Source organism: Naasia aerilata (assembly GCF_030296595.1).
GTDB classification, from domain to species: domain Bacteria; phylum Actinomycetota; class Actinomycetes; order Actinomycetales; family Microbacteriaceae; genus Naasia; species Naasia aerilata.
The window spans coordinates 565290-586046 of the sequence record NZ_AP027731.1; the positions used below are offsets into that span (position 1 = coordinate 565290).

At 73.2% G+C, this 20757-nt stretch carries 13 protein-coding genes, 1 tRNA gene and 4 pseudogenes; 4 read left to right on the top strand and 14 right to left on the bottom strand.

The features are described 5' to 3' along the window. Positions 1 to 4: 4 nt before the first annotated feature. Positions 5 to 76: transfer RNA gene (locus tag QUE51_RS03080), tRNA-Gln, on the bottom strand. A 165-nt stretch (positions 77 to 241) separates the two neighbouring features. On the opposite strand from QUE51_RS03080, the gene QUE51_RS03085 reads away from it, so the two are divergent. Continuing rightward, positions 242 to 739: a MarR family winged helix-turn-helix transcriptional regulator gene (locus tag QUE51_RS03085; RefSeq protein ID WP_286278144.1), complete on the top strand. Its 498-nt coding sequence runs from the start codon at positions 242 to 244 to the stop codon at positions 737 to 739. Positions 740 to 743: 4 nt separating this feature from the next. Here QUE51_RS03085 and QUE51_RS03090 read toward each other — a convergent pair whose 3' ends face one another. The 7 genes and pseudogenes from QUE51_RS03090 to rsmI all read right to left on the bottom strand — a co-directional run bounded on the left by QUE51_RS03090 (position 744) and on the right by rsmI (position 9158). After that, positions 744 to 1709, bottom strand: a complete 966-nt coding sequence (locus QUE51_RS03090; RefSeq protein ID WP_286278145.1) for a DsbA family protein — start codon at positions 1707 to 1709, stop codon at positions 744 to 746. Between the two features lie 85 nt (positions 1710 to 1794). Continuing rightward, positions 1795 to 3622: pseudogene (locus QUE51_RS03095) on the bottom strand (ABC-F family ATP-binding cassette domain-containing protein). A 170-nt stretch (positions 3623 to 3792) separates the two neighbouring features. Next, the gene (locus QUE51_RS03100) at positions 3793 to 4722 is read right to left on the bottom strand and encodes a 4-(cytidine 5'-diphospho)-2-C-methyl-D-erythritol kinase (protein WP_286278146.1); all 930 of its coding nucleotides are present in this window, start codon (positions 4720 to 4722) and stop codon (positions 3793 to 3795) included. 61 nt (positions 4723 to 4783) lie between these two features. After that, positions 4784 to 5641 (bottom strand): 16S rRNA (adenine(1518)-N(6)/adenine(1519)-N(6))-dimethyltransferase RsmA, encoded by an 858-nt coding sequence (gene rsmA / locus QUE51_RS03105; RefSeq protein ID WP_286278148.1) that lies wholly within the window; start codon positions 5639 to 5641, stop codon positions 4784 to 4786. Then, the gene (locus tag QUE51_RS03110; protein ID WP_286278150.1) at positions 5638 to 6597 is read right to left on the bottom strand and encodes a TatD family hydrolase; all 960 of its coding nucleotides are present in this window, start codon (positions 6595 to 6597) and stop codon (positions 5638 to 5640) included. The genes rsmA and QUE51_RS03110 overlap by 4 nt, the downstream gene beginning before the upstream one ends. Beyond that, the gene (gene metG / locus QUE51_RS03115; RefSeq protein WP_286278152.1) at positions 6594 to 8189 is read right to left on the bottom strand and encodes a methionine--tRNA ligase; all 1596 of its coding nucleotides are present in this window, start codon (positions 8187 to 8189) and stop codon (positions 6594 to 6596) included. Before metG ends, QUE51_RS03110 begins: the two co-directional genes overlap by 4 nt. A gap of 151 nt (positions 8190 to 8340) precedes the next feature. After that, positions 8341 to 9158, bottom strand: a pseudogene (rsmI, locus tag QUE51_RS03120) (16S rRNA (cytidine(1402)-2'-O)-methyltransferase). A gap of 94 nt (positions 9159 to 9252) precedes the next feature. Here rsmI and QUE51_RS03125 point away from each other — a divergent pair. After that, positions 9253 to 10851 (top strand): dolichyl-phosphate-mannose--protein mannosyltransferase, encoded by a 1599-nt coding sequence (locus tag QUE51_RS03125; RefSeq protein WP_286278154.1) that lies wholly within the window; start codon positions 9253 to 9255, stop codon positions 10849 to 10851. A 49-nt stretch (positions 10852 to 10900) separates the two neighbouring features. On the opposite strand, the gene QUE51_RS17770 is transcribed toward QUE51_RS03125, so the two are convergent. The 5 genes and pseudogenes from QUE51_RS17770 to QUE51_RS03145 form a co-directional block, all read right to left on the bottom strand. Then, a complete protein-coding gene (locus QUE51_RS17770) occupies positions 10901 to 11194 on the bottom strand; it encodes a hypothetical protein (protein ID WP_350226711.1) in 294 nt (97 codons plus the stop codon). An 80-nt stretch (positions 11195 to 11274) separates the two neighbouring features. Further along, positions 11275 to 12747, bottom strand: a complete 1473-nt coding sequence (locus QUE51_RS03130) for a thioredoxin domain-containing protein (protein ID WP_350226712.1) — start codon at positions 12745 to 12747, stop codon at positions 11275 to 11277. Positions 12748 to 12808: 61 nt separating this feature from the next. Then, positions 12809 to 13558: pseudogene (locus QUE51_RS03135) on the bottom strand (sulfite exporter TauE/SafE family protein); the annotation flags it as partial. Further along, positions 13555 to 14688 carry an MFS transporter gene (locus tag QUE51_RS03140; protein ID WP_286278155.1) on the bottom strand — a complete coding sequence of 378 codons (1134 nt, stop codon included), beginning with the start codon at positions 14686 to 14688 and terminating at the stop codon, positions 13555 to 13557. The gene QUE51_RS03140 and the pseudogene QUE51_RS03135, both read right to left, overlap by 4 nt. A 56-nt stretch (positions 14689 to 14744) precedes the next feature. Then, positions 14745 to 15578 carry an aldo/keto reductase gene (locus QUE51_RS03145; RefSeq protein ID WP_286278156.1) on the bottom strand — a complete coding sequence of 278 codons (834 nt, stop codon included), beginning with the start codon at positions 15576 to 15578 and terminating at the stop codon, positions 14745 to 14747. A 133-nt stretch (positions 15579 to 15711) separates the two neighbouring features. Between QUE51_RS03145 and QUE51_RS03150 the strand changes: the two are divergent. Together QUE51_RS03150 and QUE51_RS03155 are read left to right on the top strand one after the other, a co-directional pair. Continuing rightward, positions 15712 to 16689, top strand: a pseudogene (locus tag QUE51_RS03150) (ATP-binding cassette domain-containing protein); the annotation flags it as partial. Beyond that, positions 16688 to 17503 (top strand): ABC transporter permease, encoded by an 816-nt coding sequence (locus QUE51_RS03155; RefSeq protein WP_286278157.1) that lies wholly within the window; start codon positions 16688 to 16690, stop codon positions 17501 to 17503. The pseudogene QUE51_RS03150 and the gene QUE51_RS03155, both read left to right, overlap by 2 nt. Before the next feature lies 1 nt (position 17504). Here the strand turns inward: QUE51_RS03155 and QUE51_RS03160 are convergent, their stop codons facing one another. Continuing rightward, positions 17505 to 20711 carry an ATP-binding protein gene (locus tag QUE51_RS03160; protein ID WP_286278158.1) on the bottom strand — a complete coding sequence of 1069 codons (3207 nt, stop codon included), beginning with the start codon at positions 20709 to 20711 and terminating at the stop codon, positions 17505 to 17507. Positions 20712 to 20757: the final 46 nt, after the last annotated feature.

Consider the following 20757-nt stretch of genomic DNA (forward strand, 5'->3'; position numbering starts at 1 on the left):
GACGCTCCGCCCCCAGGATTCGAACCTGGTCCTAACAGATCCAAAGACTGTCGTGCTGCCGTTACACCAAGGCGGACCGCTCCGGAGAGCAGGTCAAGTCTGCCAGACGGCGCCCGACCGGTCCCGACGCACTGTCACGCGGGCGACTTGCCGAAAAATCCCGCTATGAGGCGCGGATAGCGGGACTTTTCGGCAAGTCGGCCTCCGACGCGGGGCCGGGGCTGGCCGGAATAATGGGGGCATGCCGGACAGCGACGAGGTCGACCGCATCGTCGCCGCCTGGGAGCGCGAGCGACCCGAGCTCGACTTCGCTCCCCTGCAGGTGCTGTCCCGGGTCACCCGCCTCGCCCGCCGCCTCGAGCGGGCGCGCAAGGCCGCGTTCGCGACAGCGGGGCTCGAGCCGTGGGAGTTCGACGTCCTGTCGCCGCTCCGGCGATCCGGCGCGCCGCACCAGCTCAGCCCGAAGGCGCTGCTGCAGATGACCGGCGTCTCCTCCGGGACCATGAGCAACCGCATCGACCGCCTCGTCGAGCGGTCCCTGGTCGAGCGGCGGATCGATCCGGGCGACGGCCGCGGCGTGCTCGTCGTCATGACGGACGAGGGACGCGCCCGGGTCGACTCCGCCATCGAGCGCCTCCTCGCCGCGGAGGTGGAGCTGCTGGAGGGCCTCCCCCGCGCCGACCAGGAGCGTGTCGCTGCGCTGCTGCGCAGGCTCAGCCACTCCTTCGACGGCGCCTGAAGCCTCAGCCGGCGGCGCCGGTGGCGCCGGTGCCGCCGGTCGTGGTCCCCTCGGTTGCGGAGCCGTCGGTCGCCGAGCCGTCACTGCCGGCATCCACCCCGGCCGCCGCAGCAGCCGTCGTGGTCGCGAACGTCTCGAAGGCGGACGCGTCGTCCAAGGCGCCCGAATACGGCTTGCCGTCTACGACGACCGTCGGGATCGTCGGGAGGCCGGCGCCCGCGACCGTGGCCGCCTTCGCCCGTGTCGTGGCGTCCGAGACGAACGCGTCGAAACGGCCGCCGCGGATGCAGTCGGCGACCCTGTCGGCGTCGGTGGTCGCTCCCGCCTTGTCGACCAGTGCGACGAGCTCGTCGTTGCTGAGTCCGTCCTTGCCGGCGGTCGACTGGGCGGCGAGGAGCGCGCTGTGCACGGCGGCGACTGCGGCGAGGTCGTGGTCGGCGACACAGGCCAGCGCATTCGCCGCGCGGGTGGAGTAGCCGCCGTTCTTCGAGCTGAGGAGCGCGACGGGGTGGATCTCGAGGCTCGCGTAGCCCGCCTTCACGAGGGACTCGAGCTGGCTCTCGTTCGCCTGGGCGAAGGTGGCGGCTTTCGCGCTGCCGTAGTCGACGTAGAGGACGACGGCGAGCACCTTCGTGTAGTCGGCGTCGGTCGCGACCGGCTTCTGGTCGGGCTGGAGCGCCGAGGTGGCGACCGGCGTGACGGTCGAGCCGTCGCCGTTCAGCAGCACGCCGTCGCTGCGCATGTTGAGCGGCCCGACGAGCCCGGCGCGGACGGTGGCGACGACGATGAGGGCCGCGACGGCGAGAGCGGCCACGAGGCCCAGCGCGAAGCCTGTCCAGCCGAGGATGCGGTTGCGGCGCCGGCGCTTCCGCTCGAGCTCGCGGCGGATGCGCGCCTGCTCCCGGGCGAAGGCCTTCCGGTCCTTCTTCGAGAACCCCGCCTGCACCTCTGCGTCCGCCGTCCGCGCCACCGCGTCTCCTTCCGAGCCGTCGCGACGGTAGGAGCGGAAGCTATGGGCGGGCTATGGGGAGGCTAGGGCCGCGCTGAGGGCGACGTCAGCCGAGCTGCTCGCCGAGCTCCAGCCACCGGGTCTCGAGCTCCGACTCACGCTCGTCGAGCTCCTGCATCCGCTCCTGCAGGCGCAGCAGCCCGGCGTAGTCGGCCTGGTCGTGGAGCGCGAACTCGGTGTGCAGCTCGTCCCGCTCGGTGGTGATCCGCTCCAGGCGCCGGTCGATGGACGACAGCTCCTTCTCAGCGGCACGGCGCTCGGAGCCGCTCAACTCCCCGGCGGAGGATGCGGCGGCGGCCGTCGCCGCGGACGTGGACGCCGCCGCCGAAGAGGCGCGGGACACGGCGGCGCGGTCCTGGGCCCGACGCAGCTCGAGGTACTCGTCGACGCCGCGGGGCAGGTGCCGCATCCGCCCCTCCAGCACCGCGTACTGCTGGTCGGTGACGCGCTCGAGCAGGTAGCGATCGTGGGAGACGACGAGGAGGGTGCCGGGCCAGGTGTCGAGGAGGTCCTCCATCGCGGCGAGCATGTCGGTGTCGAGGTCGTTGGTGGGCTCGTCGAGGATGAGCACGTTCGGCTCCTCGAGGAGGATGAGCAGCAGCTGCAGCCGGCGCTTCTGCCCGCCGGAGAGGTCGCGCACGGCTGTGGACAGCTGCGCGCTCGTGAACCCGAGGCGCTCGAGCAGCTGGCCGGGCGTGAGCTCCACGGCGGAGGACCCGGATCCGGTGACGTAGCCGGTCCGGAGCCGTCCGACGACGTCGCTGACCCGGTCGTCGGCGACCTCGTCGAGCTCGTCCAGCTGCTGGGTGAGCTCGGCGAGCTTCACGGTCTTCCCCGCTTGACCCGTCCCGCGGTGGGCGCGAGCGAGCCGTCCACCAGGCGCAGGAGGGTGCTCTTGCCCGCACCGTTGGCACCGAGGATGCCCGTGCGCTCCCCGGAGCGATGCGCCACTCCACGTCCTGGAGGATGTCGCGCCCCTCCTCGGCGTAGCGGAAGGACACGTGTTCGAGATCGACGACGTCCTTGCCGAGGCGTGAGGTCGCCATTCGGGCGAGGCTCACCGAGTCGCGGATGGGCGGCTCGTTCTCGATGAGCTGGTTGGCGGCGTCGATGCGGAAGCGCGGCTTGGACGTGCGCGCGGGCGCTCCGCGGCGCAGCCACGCGAGCTCCTTGCGCATCAGGTTCTGCCGCTTCGACTCGGATGCCGCGGCCATCCGGTCGCGCTCCACCCGCTGCAGCACGTACGCCGCGTAGCCGCCCTCGAAGGGCTCCACGATGCGGTCGTGCACCTCCCACGTCATCGTGCACACCTCGTCGAGGAACCACCGGTCGTGGGTCACGACGGCGAGCGCCCCGCTCGTCGCCGCCCAGCGGGAGCGGAGGTGCGCGGCGAGCCAGGCGATCCCCTCCACGTCGAGGTGGTTGGTGGGCTCGTCGAGGAGGAGGACGTCCCAGTCGCCGACGAGCAGTGCGGCGAGCGACACCCGCCGCCGCTGACCGCCGCTCAGCTCCGCGAGGGAGGTGTCCCAGGCGACGTCCGCGACCAGGCCGGCGACGACGTCCCGGATCCGCGGGTCTCCCGCCCAGACGTGCTCGGGGGTGTCGCCGACGATCACCTCGGACACCGTCCTGGCGTCGCCGAACGCGTCGCGCTGAGTGAGCACGCCGACGCTCACGCCGCCCCGGCGGGTCACGCGTCCGCCGTCTGGGGTCAGCTCCCCCGCGAGCATCTTGAGCAGCGAGGACTTGCCGTCGCCGTTGCGGCCGACGATCCCGATGCGGTCGCCGTCGGCGATCCCGACCGTGATCTCGTCGAAGACCACGCGAGTCGGGTACTCGAGGTGCAGCCGTTCGGCGCCGAGGAGGTGTGCCACTGCTCCAACGCTAGCCGCCCGCGGGCCGGTGCTCGCCCGGGTCCGCGGCGAGCGGACGCGCCGGGTCAGCTCACCGGGCGACTGCAACCGTCCGGACGTGTCGCAACCGCGCACCGATGCGACACGTCCGCACGGTTGCGACACGCGCGGGAAGGGCCGCGGCCCGGGCGTCAGTCGGAGAGGACGCGCGCGCCCGAGTAGGGGCCTGTCACGCGCAGGACGTGCAGGCGGGCAGCGGAGAGCGCGATCTGCAGCGAGATGGCGCCGTCGAGGTCCGGCGCGAGGAACGCGATGGTGGGCCCGGACCCGGAGACGATGCCCGCGAGCGCGCCGTTGCGCTCGCCGAGCTCGAGGACGCCCGCGAGCGCGGGAGACAGCAGGAGCGCCGGCGCCTGCAGGTCGTTGTGCAGCGTCTCGGCGAGCATGTGCGGGTCGCCGGCGCGCAGGGCCTGCAGCACCGCGGCATCGACGAAGGGCTGCGGGCTCGCCGGGAAGATGTCGAGGGCATGCCGCTCGCGGTGCCGGTCCAGCTCCTGGTACACGCGGGGCGTGCTCATGCCGTAGTCGGCGAGGGCGAGCACCCAGTGGAACTGCCCCTTGGCGAGGGCGGGGCTCAGCTGGTCGCCGCGTCCCGTCCCGATGGCGGTGCCGCCGGTGAGCGCGAACGGCACGTCGGCGCCGAGGCGCGCCGCGAGCGCGTGCAGCTCCTCACGGCTCAGCTCGGTGCCCCAGAGCGCGTCGCAGGCGAGGAGCGTGGCCGCGGCATCCGCGGAGCCGCCCCCCATGCCGCCCGCGATGGGCACGCGCTTCGTGATCTCGAGCCGGACCCCGCCCCGGTAGCCGGTCTTGCGGGCCAGCATCCGCGCCGCCTTGATCGCGATGTTGCTGCCGTCGACGGCGAGCGACGAGCAGTCGACGGGCCCGTCGAAGGTCACCGAGAAGTCCGGCGCCGCGTGCGCGCGCACCTCCTCCAGGAGCGAGACGGCCTGGTAGGCGGTCGCGACCTCGTGGTAGCCGTCCTCCTGGAGGCTGCCCACGCGCATGAACACGTTGATCTTGCCCGGGGCCCGCACATGCACGGGCGAGGCCGACGTGGTCATTGCTCCAACCTAACGCCCGTCCCGGAACGCCCGCGCACAGTGCGCCGACGCGGGTGCGCGCTCAGCCGGCCGCGGCATGGGCGATCCGGAGGAAGTCGTCCACCACCAGGCGCTCGCCCCGGTCGGACGGATCGACGCCCGCCGCCGTGAGGATGCGCCCTGCCTCGTCGGGGCAGCCGAGGACCCCGGAGAGGGACTGCCGGAGGGTTTTCCGCCGCTGCCCGAACGCCGCGTCGACGAGCCGGAAGGTGGCGGCGCGGACCTTCGCGGAGTCCGGCTCCGCCTCGTGCCGGGTGAACGCGACCAGCACCGAGTCGACGTTCGGGACGGGCCAGAACACGGACCGGCTGACCTGCCCGGCCACGCGGAAGGCGCCGTACCAGGCCGCCTTGACGCTCGGACCGCCGTACGCCTTCGAGCCTGGTCCGGCGGCGATGCGCTCCCCGACCTCGGCCTGCACCATGACGACGCCGGAGCGGATGCTCGGGAACGTCTCGAGGAAGTGCAGCAGGACCGGCACGGACACGTTGTACGGCAGGTTGGCGACGAGACGCACCGGCTCGGGCAGCTCCGTCACGCGCAGGGCGTCCGCATGCACGACCTCGAGGCGCGCCGAGGCGTCCGGGCCGCCGATGTCGGCCACGGTGCGGGGCAGCTCCTCGGCGAGGCGCCCGTCGATCTCGACCGCCACGACCCGCGCTCCGGCCTCGAGCAGCCCGAGCGTCAGCGAGCCGAGCCCCGGTCCGACCTCGACCACCGTCTCCCCCGCCTCGACGCCCGCTGTGCGGACGATGCGGCGCACGGTGTTCGGGTCGAGGACGAAGTTCTGCCCGAGCTTCTTCGTGGGCTGGATGCCGAGCCGGCCGGCCAGCGCGCGGATCTCGGCCGGTCCGAGCAGGGCGGGCCGAGGATCGGTCATGCCAGGGCGCTCGGGGTCGGCGCGTCCTCGTCGGGCACCGGCGGCTCCGACTGCCACGAGCCGTAGACGAGCTCCGTGTTCGAGGAGATCTGAGCGGCGAGCATCGACACGTCGGTGCCGAGCCGGGCCGCCATGGCCCGCAGCGTGTGCGGGATGAGGTAGGGCGCGTTGGGCCGGCCGCGGAACGGCGTCGGCGTCAGGAACGGGGCGTCCGTCTCGACGAGCAGCAGCGCGCGCGGCATGAGCTCGAGCGCTTCGCGCAGCGGCTCCGCGTTCTTGAACGTGATGTTGCCCGAGAACGAGGTGTACCAGCCGTTGTCGGCGCAGGTCCGCGCCAGCTCGGTCCCGCCGGAGAAGCAGTGGAACACCGTGTGCTCGGGCGCACCCACCCGTCTCAGCGTCCGGACGACCTCGTCGTGCGCGTCCCGATCGTGGATCTGCAGCGCGAGGCCGTTCCGCTTCGCGATCTCGATGTGGGCCTCGAAGCTCTCGTACTGGGCGGCCCGGCCCTCCTCGCCGGTGCGGAAGAAGTCGAGCCCGGTCTCGCCGATGGCACGCACCCGGGGGCGCGTCGCGAGCTCCGCGATCTCCTCCAGCGCACTCTGCAGCTGGCCCGCGGCGGCGTACCGGGGCGCCTCGTTCGGATGCAGCGCGACGGCGGCGAGCATCCGCGGCTCGTTGGCCGCGACCTCCGCCGACCAGCGGCTGGTCTCGAGATCGCCGCCGACCTGGATGACGCCCCGCACGCCGACGCTCGACGCGCGGTCGAGGTGCTCGAGGTAGTCGATCGGATTCTCTCCGTCGGCGATCTCGAGGTGGGTGTGGTTGTCGTAGACCGGGACGGTGAGCGCCTCGGGCAGCGGCGGATAGGTGAGGTCGCGCGTGGTCCCGTTGACCTCGGTCGTGTCCCGCTTGCGGACGTAGCTGGACGGCTCGGAGCTGGAGGCGTCGCTCATCGCGTCGCTCCCGCCGTCGCGTCGGGCTCGATGCGCGGGAAGAGCGCCTCGAGCGGGGAGACGGTGGCACCCGCGGGCAGCTGGCCCCACTCCCCCGCCGAGCGCAGCGGCTGGGCCTGCAGCACCCCGAGGGACTGCTCCGCACCGAGGGCGCTCCACAGCTTCCGAGTCGCCTCGGGGATCACCGGCGACAGCAGCACCGCGAGCGCGCGGAGGCCCTCCGCGGTCGTGTAGAGGACGGTGCCGAGCCGCTCGCGCTGCTCCGGGTCCTTCGCGATCACCCACGGCTGCTGCTCGGTGATGTAGCCGTTGAGCTCCTCCACCACCGTCCAGAGGGCGCCGATCGCCTCGTGGATCGCGAACCGATCGATGGCCGCATCCGCCTCGGCCGCAGCCTTCGCCACCACGGCCGAGATCGCCTCGTCCGCCGGCTGCGGGGCGCCCTGCTCGGGCACGACGCCAACGAAGTAGCGCGTGATCATCGCGATCACGCGCGACGCGAGGTTGCCGAAGCCGTTCGCGAGCTCGGCCTGGTACCGGGCCGCCAGATCCTCCCAGCTGAAGGAGCCGTCCTGGCCGAACGTGATGGCGCGCATGAAGTAGTAGCGGAACGCGTCGGAGCCGAAGACGTCGGTGATCTGGTTGGGCGCGATGCCGGTCAGCTTGGACTTCGACATCTTCTCCCCGCCGACGAGCAGCCAGCCGTGGGCGAACACGTGCTTCGGCACCTCGAGGCCCGCGGCGAGGAGCATCGCGGGCCAGATGACCGCGTGAAACCGGAGGATGTCCTTGCCCACGAGCTGGATGCCGGGCCATCGGCGCGCGAAGTTGGCCTCATCCTGGCCGTAGCCGATCGCGGTGATGTAGTTGAGGAGCGCGTCGAACCACACGTACACGACGTGCTGCGGGTCCCACGGGATCTGGATGCCCCAGTCGAAGCTCGACCGGGAGATCGACAGGTCCGCGAGCCCCTGCCGGACGAACGAGACGACCTCGTTGCGGGCGCTCTCCGGCTGCACGAAGTCGGGCCGCTCCTCGTACAGGGCGAGCAGGCGGTCCTGGAACTCGCTCATCCGGAAGAAGTAGTTGCGCTCGTGGAGCAGCTCGACCGGCTTGGAGTGGATGGCGCACACCCGCTGCCCCTCGAACGGCCCGGTGCCGTCGACGAGCTCGCTCGGCTGCTTGTACTCCTCGCAGCCCACGCAGTAGAACCCCTCGTAGTCGCCGGTGTAGATGAACCCGGTGTCGTAGAGCTTCTGCAGGAAGGCCGCGGCGCTCGTCTCGTGCCGCTCCTGCGTGGTGCGGATGAAGTCGTCGTTGGCGATGTCGAGCGTGTCGAGCAGCGGCAGCCAGGAGCTCTCGACGAGCCGGTCCGCCCACTCCCGCGGGGTCATGTCGTTGGCGCTCGCCGTGCGGAGCATCTTCTGGCCGTGCTCATCGGTGCCGGTCAGCAGCCAGGTGTCGTCGCCGGACTGGCGGTGCCAGCGCGCGAGCACGTCGGCCGCGACCTCGGTGTAGCCGTGGCCGATGTGGGGCACATCGCTCGGGTAGAAGATCGGCGTGGTGATGTAGAAGGACGCGCCGGAAGACATGCCGACAATCCTAGGCGGGGCGGTCCGGGCGCCTCGGCGGCGTTACGCGCCGAGGGAGCGCGCTCGCGCGGGTGTTGCGGACGTTCCACGCCCGGCAGCGGGATGTCGGATGTCCGCACGACCCGCGTGATGCCGCAGCGCCCGCGCCACCTCAGCCGCGCGTGCGGAGCGCCGCCTCGTAGAGCTCGCGGCGGGAGAGCCCCGTCGCCTCGGCCACCTCGGCGGACGCGTCCCGCAGGCGGCTGCCGGCGGCGACGAGCGCCTGGACCTGCTCGAGCGCCTCGCTCGCGGTCACCGTGACGGGCGCAGCCCCCTCCACGACGACCACGACCTCGCCGCGCACGCCGCCGGCCGCCCAGCGCGCGACCTCCGCGGCGGGGCCGCGGACGACCTCCTCGTGCAGCTTCGTCAGCTCGCGGCACACCGCAACGCGGCGGTCGTCCCCGAACTCGGCGGCCAGGTCGCTCAGGAAGTCGGCGACGCGCTGCGGCGACTCGAAGAACACGAGCGTGCGCGGCTCGCGCGCGAGGTCCCGGAGCAGCGCCCGGCGCTCGGCCGGCTTCCGGGGCGGGAACCCCTCGAAGGCGAACCGGTCGGTCGGCAGCCCCGACACGGCGAGCGCGGTCGGCACGGCGGACGCTCCCGGCAGCACCGTGACCCGGATCCCGGCCTCGACGGCGGCGGTCACGAGCCGGTAGCCGGGGTCCGAGACCGTCGGCATCCCCGCATCGCTGAGGACGAGCACGTCGGCGTCCGCCGCGAGCGCGAGCACCTCCCGATCCGCTCGCGCTCGTTGTGGTCGTTGAGCGAGATCAGGCGCGGACGGTGCTCGACGCCGAGCCCGGCCAGGAGCCGCTGCGTCACCCGGGTGTCCTCGGCGGCGATGACGCCGACCGTGGAGAGGGCCTCGACGAGCCGGGTGGTGGCGTCCCCGAGGTTGCCGATGGGCGTTGCGGCGAGGACGATCACGCCCTCCAGTCTGCTCCTCCCGCGTGCGAGGCCCGCACCGCGGTGGGAGCACGCCATCGGGGAGGGCCGAGGGGCGAGCCCTATCATGGGGCCGGTGTCGAGCCAGATCGCCCCTGCCCGGCACCTGAGCACCGCGGTCCCCTTGGCGGGCCGTCCGTTCTCGACCTTCCTCGACCGGGTCCCCCGGTGGCGCTGGCTGGCCCCGCTGCTCGTCACGGTCCTCGCCGCGGCGCTCCGCTTTCCGGGGCTCGGGCATCCCTCGTCGCTGATGTTCGACGAGACGTTCTACGTCAAGGACGCGTGGACGCTGCTCAACCTGGGCTACGAGGGGAAGTGGCCGCAGGGCTTCGACGACGCGACCTTCAACGCGGGGCACGTCTGGGGGTTCACCTCGGAGGCGGAGTACGTCGCGCATCCGCCCCTCGGCAAGTGGCTCATCGGACTCGGGATGCTCCTGTTCGGCCCCACCGATCCCTTCGGCTGGCGCTTCTCGGTCGCGGTCGCCGGCACGCTCGCGGTGCTCCTCGTCGCCCTGATCGGCACGACCCTGTTCCGCAGCGTGACCCTCGGCACGCTGGCCGCCGCCCTCTTCGCGGTCGACGGGCACGCGATCGTGCTGTCGCGGGTCTCGCTGCTCGACAACTTCGTGATGCTGTTCGCGCTCCTCGGGTTCGGCGCGATGCTGCTCGACCGGCGCCAGCGCGACGTGCGGCTGGCGGAGGACGCCATGGCGCGGAACGGTGCACCGCCGAGCGGCTGGGGACCCGCACTGGCCTGGCGCCCCTGGCTGCTCACCGCGGGCGTCGCATTCGGACTGACCTGCGCGGTCAAGTGGTCCGGCCTCTACTTCCTCGCCGGATTCGCCGTGTACTCGGTCCTGGCCGACGCCGTCGCCCGGCGTCGCGCCGGGTTCCCGGGCTGGCTGCCGGCCACCATCGTCCGGCAGGCTCCCGCCACGTTCGCGTCCATGGTGCCGCCCGCGCTCGCCGCCTACCTCGCGGCGTACACCGGCTGGTTCCTGACCTCCGGCGGCTACGACCGGAACTGGATCGCGACGGGAGGCGGCACCCGCTGGACCGGGCTGCTCGCCTGGGTCCCCGACGTGCTGCAGAACCTGTGGCACTGGCACGCGGGCATCTACGCCTTCCACACCGGGCTCAGCGCCAGCCACCCCTATGCGACCCCCGCGATCCTCTGGCCGCTGCTGGCCCGGCCGACGCAGATCTACTACCGCGGCAGCGGGGCCGGCGAGAACGGCTGCCAGTACGGCTACTGCTCGGAGATCGTCTGGTCGATCGCCAACCCGATCCTCTGGTGGGCCGCCGTCGCCGCGACCCTGTACGTGGTCTATCGCTTCGCGCGGATCCGGGCATCGGGCGACGGCCTCATCCTGATGGGCGTGGCGGCCGGCTACCTGCCGTGGCTCCTCTACCCGACCCGCACGATGTTCCAGTTCTACGCCATCGCGTTCGAGCCCTATCTGCTGCTCGCGCTCGTGGCCGTGCTCGGCACCTTCACGGGCATGCTCGGCGAGCCGCCACCCGAGCGGGTCGCGCGCCCCGCGCGGGCGATCGCCGCCGCGTTCGTCGTCGTGGTCGTGCTCGTCAGCGCGTTCTTCTACCCCCTGTGGACGGGGATGCAGACGCCGTTCTGGTTCTGGCAGGCGCACGTCTGGCTGACCAGCTGGGTCTGACCCGTGCCGCCTGCACGGCCGACCCCGGGCCGGAGCCGGACGGCTGCGCTCAGGACGCCTGCGCCAAGGCGTCGTGCAGCTTATCCGCCCGGTCCACCGGGAGCCGGCAGACGAAGCCCTCGCAGAGGTAGGCGAGCGCCCGCCCATTGCGGGAGGCGCGCTCCGCGAACAGGCCGAAGCCGGCGTCCGCGAATGCCGTCGCCTGGGCGTCCGTGACGCTCGCGACTACATCAAGCGCGGATCCCCGCGCCTCCCGGTCAAGCTCGACGTCGGCCTCCCCGACGAGCAGGAGGGCGCTCCCGCCTCCCTCGAGCCGGAGCAGGGCCTCGAGCGCGGCGCCCATCGAGACCGGCCGTGACGCCGCGACCGATGCGAGCGGCGCTAGGGCGTCCTCCGCGGCCGCCCGATACCGGTCCTCGCCCGTCAGCTCGTGCAGGAGCAGCGCCGCGACCGCGAGCTCGCTCGTGCCCGACGGGTACGCACCCTCGCCCGGGTCGGCGGGCAGCGCGAGGCCGCGGCGGGAGAGCGTGGCGTCGGCACCGCCGGGAGGGGCGAACGGGCGCTGCCGATCCCCCGTGAGGCACGCGTCGGTGAGCTCCCGCGCCACGGTGGCGTACCGGACCTCCCCGGAGGCCAGCGCGAGCTCGAGGAGGCCGCGCGCGAGCATGCCGTAGTCCTCGAGCGTCGCCGATGCCGTGGACGGCCGCCCGTCCAGGGTCGCGCGCAGGAGCCGGCCGTCCTGCACCGCGCTGCCGAGGACGGCGTCGGCGGCGCCGGCCGCGAGCTCGACGAAGCCGGGGCGGCCGAGGAGCCGGCCGGCGGTCGCGAGCGCACCGATTGCCAGGCCGTTCCAGCCGGTGAGCACCTTCTCGTCCACGTCGGGCGGCGGCTGGCCGGCTCGGCCCGCCGCATCCAGCGCGTAGTAGCCCCCTCGCTCAGCGCCCCGTCCACGTAGCTCTCGGAGTTCTGTGCCGAGCCGAAGGCGCCCGAATCCCGGCGAAGCACTCCGCGCAGGAACGCGACGATCCCGTCGGCCGTCGCGGCGTCGCCCCGGGTGGCGTAGGCGCGCAGCAGCTGCGCGTTGTCGTAGAGCATCCGCTCGTAGTGCGGCTCGGTCCAGTCGCGCCGCGTCGCGTAGCGGAAGAAGCCGCCTTCGACGGGGTCCCGCAGACCGGAGGCCGCCATCCCATCGAGGGTCCGGGCTGCCAGGGCCGCGGTCTCCGTCCTCAGGTCGTCGCCCAGGGCGGCGGAGCGCCCGAGCCGGAGGGCGAGCAGCAGCACCGGCGCGACCGGGAACTTGGGCGCGCCGCCGAATCCGCCGAACTCGCGGTCCTCATAGGAGAGCAGCTCGAGCGCGACCTGGGCGAAGTCGACGGCGGCGCCGGTGGAGGGCGCGGGCAGGGGCTCGACGAGGGCCTGGGCGAGTCCTGCCGCGGTCCGCTCGACCTCGTCCCGTCGCTCGCGCCAGGCGTCGTCGACCGCGTCGAGCACCTGCCGGAAGGAGGGGTGCCCGCCGACGGGACGCGGCGGCGAGTAGGTTCCGGCGAAGAAGGCACGGCCGTCGGGAGTCGTGAAGACGTTGAGCGGCCAGCCGAGGTTGGGCGTGAAGACCGACGCCGCCGCCATGTAGGTGGAGTCGACGTCGGGGTGCTCCTCGCGGTCGATCTTCACCGCGACGAAGCGCTCGTTGAGGGCACGCGCGAGCTGGGGATCCGAGAAGCTCTCGCGGGCCATGACGTGACACCAGTGGCACGTCGCGTAGCCGATCGACACGAGGACCGGCACGTCGCGGCGCTTCGCCTCGGCGAACGCCTCCTCGCCCCAGGGGTACCAGTCGACGGGGTTGTCGGCGTGGCCGCGCAGATACGGGCTCACGGCGTCGGCGAGGCGGTTCATTCCCCCACGGTAGACGCGCCTCCCGCCCTCGGTCTTCCCCTTGCCTCTCGCGCAGCGCGCGGATCGTGAGCTGCGCCGCGCTGAGGACGACGAGCACGGCGAAGGCGATCGCGGAGACGCGGGCGGGCAGCAGGAACGCCGAGGCGACACCGACGAGGGACGTCACGGCGGCGGCACCGCCGACGAGCAGGGCCGCCCGGAGATCGACGAGGCCGGCCCGGAGGTTCGAGACCGTGCCCACCGCACTCGACGCGATGATCACGGTCAGCGAGGTCCCCTTCGCCAGCAGGTCGCCCATCCCGAACCCGGCCACGAGGATCGGCACGATGATGATGCCGCCGCCGACGCCGAAGACACCCGACGCGATGCCGATGAGGAAGCCGGCTCCGACGAGGACGAGCAGGAGCGGAGGGTCGAGTACGACCTCGGCGCCCCGCTCGGGCACGACCAGCACCAGGCGCAGGGCGACGAGCACGAGCAGGGCGATGAACATCCAGCGCAGCACGGCGAGCCGCAGCTGCCGCAGGATCCGGGTGCCCACGAGCGTCCCCGGGATCGCGCCGAGCGCGAGGGCGATCGCGGCACTCAGCTCCACCTCGCCCTGGGCCAGGTAGCCGACGGTCCCGACCACGGAGGCCGGCACGATGGCGGCGAGCGAGAGCGCCGACGCACGCCGCTGGTCGAAGCGTGCGAGCGCGACCAGGAGCGGCACCATGACGATCCCGCCGCCGACGCCGAAGAGGCCGGACAGGAAGCCGCCCAGCACACCGACGGCGAGCAGGGCCGGCCAGGGCAGCCGCGCGGCCGTCATGCGGCGCGCGACCGCGGGGCGAGCGGGAGGAGCAGCACGGCGGCCGAGGCGATCCACACGATTCCGACGATGGCAGTGAGTCCGACGGCGCCGATGCCCGCGATCGCGCCGGCGAGGGCCGCGCCGACCGCGGCGGCTGACACGCGCAGGCCGGAGCCCACGGTGAAGACCTGGGAGCGCACCTCCGGAGGGCTCTCGCGCTGCCGGATGACGAGCATGGCCGCGACGCCCGGTGCGGTGAAGAGCCCGGCGATCCCCATCGCGACGAGGGTGAGGGCGAAGCCGGGCACAACCGCGGCCACGATCGTGCCGAGGCCGGTGGCGGTGAACGTCGCGAGCATGACCCGATGGGCCGTCCACCGGCGGACCGGCTTCCACGCCGTGAGCAGCGCGCCGGCGAGCCCGCCGATCGAGAACGCGGCGACGACCCAGCCGGCGGCGCCGACCGATCCGGCTCGCTCGGCGGCGAGGGCGACCGCGGCGACCGGGAACCCGCCCGCTCCGAGCTGGGTCAGCGTCCCGGACAGCGTGGACAGCGCGAGCGGACGGTGGCCGACGAGGTGGCGCGTTCCGCGTGCGACATCGGCCACGACGGAGGTGCGCACCTCAGGAGCGGGACGCGCGGGCAGGGCCAGCAGCAGGACGGCCGCGGCACCCAGGGCGGCGACGCCGGCGAGGAGCTCCAGCGCGGCGCGCCCCGACGCGGCCGCCATCGCCAGGGCCGCGAGCGCGGGACCGGCGACGCCCGCGATGTTGTAGGAGAGCGCGTCGCTCGCGAAGGCCCGCTCGTGGCCGGGGACCACGTCCGCGACGTAGCTGCTGAGCCCGCCCAGGAAGGCGGGCGAGCAGCATCCGGCAAGAAGCAGCGCGAGCACGATGAGCCACAGCGGCAGCACGCCGAGGAATCCCGCGATGGCGAGCGCTCCGGCGGAGACCAGCGCCGCTCCGAGAACGAGGAGGCGCGGCCGGGGCGAGCGGTCGAGAGCGACGCCCGCCAGCGGCGCGAGCAGCACGGTCGGCGCGAGCAGCACCGCGATGAGCAGGCCGCCGAGCGCGACGCTGCCGGCCTCCTCCACGGCCACGACCGCGAGCGCCACCCGCGCGCCCTCGCCGGCCAGCCGGAGCGGCACGGAGGCGAGGAGGTACGTGGCGACGCCGTTCCCCGCGCCCGTGCGCGCCGTCGCGGTCAGCGGAAGTCGGCGGTGGCGGGGTCGGCCCCCACCCGCCGTCCCGAGTCGAGCGCGTCGAAGACCGCGAGCTCGTCCGGGGTCAGCGAGAAGTCGAGGATGTCGAAGTTCTCGCGCTGGCGGCCCGGGTTGTTGCTCTTCGGGAAGATGATGCGGCCCTCGTCGAGGTGCCAGCGCAGCGTCGCCTGGGCCACGGTCTTGCCGTACTTGTCCGCGATCGCCGTGACCTCGTCGCGGTCGACCATCTGCCCGGACGCGAGCGGCGACCACGCCTCGATCTCGATGCCGTGCTGCTTGGAGAACTCCACCAGCTCACGCTGCTGGAACTCCGGGTGCAGCTCGATCTGGTTCACGGCCGGCACCACGTCGGTCTCGTCGAAGAGGCGCTGCAGGTGCGGCTGCAGGAAGTTCGACACTCCGATGGTCTTCGCGCGCCCGCTCGCGGCGATCTCCTCGAGCGCCTTCCACGCCTCGACGTACTCGTCGAACATCGGCAGCGGCCAGTGGATGAGGTAGAGGTCGACGTAGTCGAGACCGAGCTGGTCGAGGCTCCGGTCGAAGCCGGCGAGCGCCTTGTCGCGCTGGTGGTTCGCGTTCCAGAGCTTCGTGGTGACCCAGAGGTCCTCGCGCGGGATGTCCGACGCCGCGATCGCGGCGCCCACGCCGCGCTCGTTGCGGTAGGCGGCCGCGGTGTCCAGGTGGCGGTAGCCGACGCCCAGGGCGCTCTCGACCACCTCCTGCGTCTTCTCGGGTTCGACCTGGAAGACCCCGAAGCCGAGCTGCGGGATGGCGGTGCCGTTGTTGAGGGGGACGGTGGGGACAGCAGAAGTCATGCCTTCACTCTTCCACTTCGCGCGAGCAGCGCCGGGTCCGCACGGTCAGGGTTGACAGTCGGCGTGAGCGGCGCGTGAGCGTGGTGAAAGCGGGGGCGCCGATGCTCGGACCACGACCTACGGAAGGAGCGCCATGACCACGGCGACAGGATGGGCCATCGAGGCCGACGGGCTCGTGAAGACCTTCGGCGACAACCGCGCCGTCGACGGGGTGGACCTGCGGGTGCAGGCCGCAACCGTCTACGGCGTCCTGGGCCCCAACGGGGCCGGCAAGACCACGACGATCAGCATGCTCGCCACCCTGCTGCGTCCCGACGCCGGCACCGCCCGGATCTTCGGGCACGATGTCCGTTCCGAGGCGGGCATCGTGCGGCAGCTGATCGGCGTCACCGGCCAGTATGCGTCGGTCGACGAGACGCTCTCGGCGACCGAGAACCTGGTGATCTTCGCCCGCCTGCTCGGCATCGGCCGGGCCGCGGCGCGCACCAAAGCCGCGGAGCTCCTCGAGGAGTTCGGGCTCACCGACGCGGCTCGGCGTCCCCTGAAGAACTTCTCGGGCGGCATGCGGCGTCGGCTCGACCTCGCGGCGAGCCTGCTGGCGCAGCCTCCGCTGATCTTCCTGGACGAGCCCACGACGGGACTCGACCCGCGGACCCGATCGCAGATGTGGGACACCATCCGGCGCCTCGTCGCGTCCGGCTCCACGGTGCTCCTCACCACGCAGTACCTCGACGAGGCGGACCAGCTGGCGGACCGGATCGCCGTCATCGACCACGGCCGAGTGATCGCCGAGGGGACGGCGGGCGAGCTGAAGCGCTCGGTCGGCACCTCCTCCCTGCACCTCCGCGTCGCGGACGCCGCCGACACGGCCGAGGTCCGGCGCCTGGTCGCGGCCGTCCTGGACGTCCCCACGACCGCCTCGCCGGAGGCCGGGCGTGTGACGGCTCCCATGGCGGACCCGGATCGGGTCACCGACCTCCTGCTCGCCCTGCGGCGGGAGGGGATCCGCCTCGAGGAGTTCAGCGTGCAGCAGCCGACGCTCGACGAGGTGTTCCTCAGCATCACCGGCGCACCCGCCCAGACCGAACCGCAGCCAGAGGAGTCCCCGCATGACCACCGTCCAGATCGTCCCCGGCGCCGACCGCCGCCTTTCCGAGCGGATGAGCTTCGCCGACACCGCGCGGCAGTCGTTCACGATGGCCTACCGCGGCCTGCTCAAGATCCGGCGCACGCCCGAGCAGCTGTTCGACGTGACGCTCCAGCCCATCATCTTCACCCTGATGTTCACCTACATCTTCGGTGGAGCCATCTCCGGGGACGTGCAGAGCTACCTGCCCGTGATCATCCCCGGCATCCTCGTGCAGACGGTCATCACGACTTCGATCGTGACCGGCACGCAGTTGCGCGAGGACATGGACAAGGGCGTGTTCGACCGGTTCCGCTCGCTGCCGATCGCGCGCATCGCCCCGCTCGCCGGCGCGCTCCTCGCGGACACCATCCGCTACGCCATCGCGACGACGCTCACCTTCACGATGGGCTACCTCATGGGGCTGCGCCCGGGCGGCGGGTTCGGCTCGGTGCTGCTCGCCGCGCTGCTCGTGATCGTCTGCTCGTGGGCGATCAGCTGGATCTTCGCGTTCTTCGGCGTCATCGCGCGGACCGCATCGAGCGTCCAGGGGATCTCGATGCTCGTGCTCTTCCCGCTCACCTTCCTCTCGAACGCCTTCGTCCCCGTCGAGACCATGCCGGGCTGGCTGCAGTGGTTCGTGAACATCAACCCGGTCTCGCACCTGGTGACGGCGGTGCGCGACCTCGTGAACGACGGGGCCGTGGGCGGCGACCTGATGATCTCCCTGCTGGGCGCGGCGGTGATCGTGGCAGTGTTCGCGCCGATGACGGTGCGCGCCTACATGCGGAAGGCCTGAGTCAGGCGGGCCGCTCGCCGAGCAGCTCCCGCGCGCGGGCCGTCGCCTCCTCGACCGAGAGGGCGGCGGCCTGCTCGCGTGCGGCCGCGAACTCGGCCGGTGCGGCCTCCTCCAGCAGTGCCTCGAGCCGGTCGAGGGCGAGGCTCGCCACGTCCTGACGCGCATGCAGGACCCGGCCGAGGGCGAGGAGCCGGCTGCCGCGCACCCGCTCCGCCGGCGCTGCTCCCGGCCGCCCCGCCAGCCACGTGCCGTACCCGGCGAGCGCACCGCCGAGCACCGGGCGATCGACGACCCCCGGGCGCAGGCGCGACTCCGCGAGCAGGTGCGATCGCAGCCGGCGGGCCAGGTCGGCGAACCAGGCCGCGTCCTCCTCGGACCACCGGTCGTAGCCGGCGAGCACCGATCGGGCGAGGCACGCGCCGACGGTCAGGTAGTGCCAGGGGCTCGAGGGCGCACCCCGGCCCTCCCCGCGGGAGAGAGCGGAGCCGAACCGGGCCAGCGCGCCATCAGGGTCCCCCTCCTCCCCCGCGAGATCGGCGAGCCCGGTGGAGAGCATCAGGCGCAGCTCGGCGTCCGCGTTCCGCACGTCGCCGTCCGCAGCCGCCCGCTCGGGGAGCAGCGACTGCAGCGTGGAGCGGGCGTCGCCGAAGCGCCCCAGGCCGATCTGGGCGAGCGCGATGAGCCAGTCGATCTGGACGAGGTCGGCGGATGCGCTGATCGCCGCCATCCCCTCCCTGCTGATCGCGGCCCAGTGCAGGACCTCCTCGGGACGCCTCATCTCGCTGGCCAGATTCGCGAGCGCCTGCGCGGCCATCGCCCGCCCCCAGGTGCTCCCGGTCCGTCCCGCGATCTCGAAGGCCTTCCGCGAGTGCTCGACGGCCGCGGCGAGGTTGCCCTCGTTCTCCTCGAACTGACCGGAGATGACGAGCGCGAAGGCCGCGATGGCGGGATTCGCGTCGCTCCGCTGGCGGGCGAGCTCCTCGAGGAAGGCCTCGCGGCGCGAGGAGAGCAGCGCCAGGCGGACGCGACCGGCGAGTGGCGGATCGAGCTCCCGCCCCTCGGTGATCCGCCGGAGGAGGACGAGGAGCCGCAGGCCGACGTGGACTCGCGCGGCGAGCAGCGTCGCGCCCGCCACCACGAGCCCGTCCGCCGCCGACTCGAGGGCGGCGCCGGTGGGCTGGAAGTCGCGATCGACCGTCAGCAGAGCGGGGGCCAGCTTCAGCACCTCGTCGTGCGCGCCGCGGATCGTCCAGAAGGTGCCGAGCGCGCCGAACATGACCAGAGCGGTCGCCCCGTCCCGCTCGTCGAAGGCGCGGCGCAGGATCGCGAGGAGGTTCTCCTGCTCCGTCTCGATCCGCCGGATCACCTCGACGGTGTCCGGCGCGCGCAGGAGCGCGGCCGCCTGCTCGCAGAACGCCGTGGCCCACGCCCGCAGCGCGTCCCGGACGGCTGCCTCGTCACCGGTCTCCGCGAGGGCGAGCTCGCCGTACTCCCGCACCGTCTCGAGCATCCGGTACCGCACGTGGCGGCCCGGGGCGTCCTCGCGCACCTGGAGCAGCGACTGCTGCACGAGCGCATCGAGCTCAGCGGTCGCGTCGCCGCCTGCCACGGCCGCCGCCCCCTCCGCGGAGAAGCCGTCCGCGAAGAGCGAGACCCGGCGCAGCACCTCCTGCTCGCGGGGCGAGAGCAGGCGCCAGCTCCATTCGATGACCGCCTGCAGGGTCCGGTGCCGCTCCGGAGCCGTCCGGTCGCCCGCGGCGAGCAGTGAGAACCGCTGACCCAGGCGCTCCTCGATCTCCTCGACGGACATCGAGCGGACGCGGGCGGCCGCGAGCTCGATGGCGAGCGGCAGCCCGTCGAGGCGCGTGCAGATCCGGACGACGGCCGCCCGGTCGAGGACCGCGGACGGCCGCACCGCGGTGGCACGCTCCAGGAAGAGGTCGACGGCCGGCCCGCTTTCGCCGGAGCTGGCGAGCGGCTCCAGCGGGTACACCCGCTCCCCGGCGATCGCGAGCGGCGATCGGCTCGTGGTGAGCACGCGGAGGTCGGGGACCGACTGCACCGCCTCCGCAGTCCAGGCGGCGACCGCGCCGACCAGGTGCTCGCAGTTGTCGAGGACGAGGAGGGTGGGACGCTCGCGCAGCTGCCGGCCGATCCGGTCGCTCAGCGTCGTGCCCGAGCTCGGATCCAGGAGGTTGCGGCGCCCGAGCCGGGCCTCGACGATGCCGAGCGTCGAGGCCACCACGATCGGCACGTCGGCCTCGTCCCGGACGCCGGCCAGTTCGACGAACACGACGGCCGGACTGGGCGACCGGCGGGCGACCTCCTGCGCGAGCCGCGTCTTGCCGAGCCCGCCGGGCCCGAGCACGGTGGTGATCCGGGAGGCGGCCACGAGGTCGAGCACCGCGGCCACGTCGTCCTCGCGTCCGAGCAGCTGCGTCGCGGGATGGCGCAGGCCGATGCGGGAGGCGGGTGCCGGCTCCCCGTCCTGGAGCAGCGCCGCATGCGCGTCCACCAGCTCCCGCCCCGGGTCCGTGCCCAGCGCGTCAGCGAGGCGGCCGCGATAGGCGGCGAAGGCGGCGAGCGCCTCCGTCCGCCGGCCGCTTCCCGCGAGCGCGCGGAGCCGCAGCAGCTGGACGCGCTCGTCGAAGGGCAGCAGCTCGGCGAGGATCGCGAGGTCGGCGAGGGCGGATGCCGGATCGCCGGCCTCGATGCAGGCCTCGGCTCGGACCCGGCGCAGCCCCACGGCGACGTGCTGCGCCGTCTCGGCCAGGTCCTCCGCGACGGGAGCGTCTCCAAGATCGCCTCCGGGGGCGCCCCGCCAGAGAGCGAGAGCCGCCGAGCAGCGGGCCGCGACCTCGACGGGATCCGCGCCGGACCCCGCGGTCGCCCTCGTGGCCGCGACGAGATCGACGGCGTCGCTCGGCACGGCGTATCCGGTGGGCGTCGAGAGCAGCAGTCCGTCCGCGAGCTCCGTGCGCATCCGGGACACGAGCGTCTGCAGGGCCGCCCGCGGGTTCCGGGGTGGCACGTCGCCCCAGATCGCGTCGGTCAGCGCCCCGGCGGACGCGGCGTTCCCCGGAGCCAGCGCGAGTGCCGCGAGGAGGCGCTTGGCCAGCACGCCGGAGAGCTCCGCGACACGTCCGTTCCGGCCGGCGGCCAGTACGGGCCCCAGCACCGCGATGGGGAAGCCCTCGGCGCCGGTCACGGGCCGATATTACGGGCCCGGTCCGACGTGGCATCCTGCAGCGGCA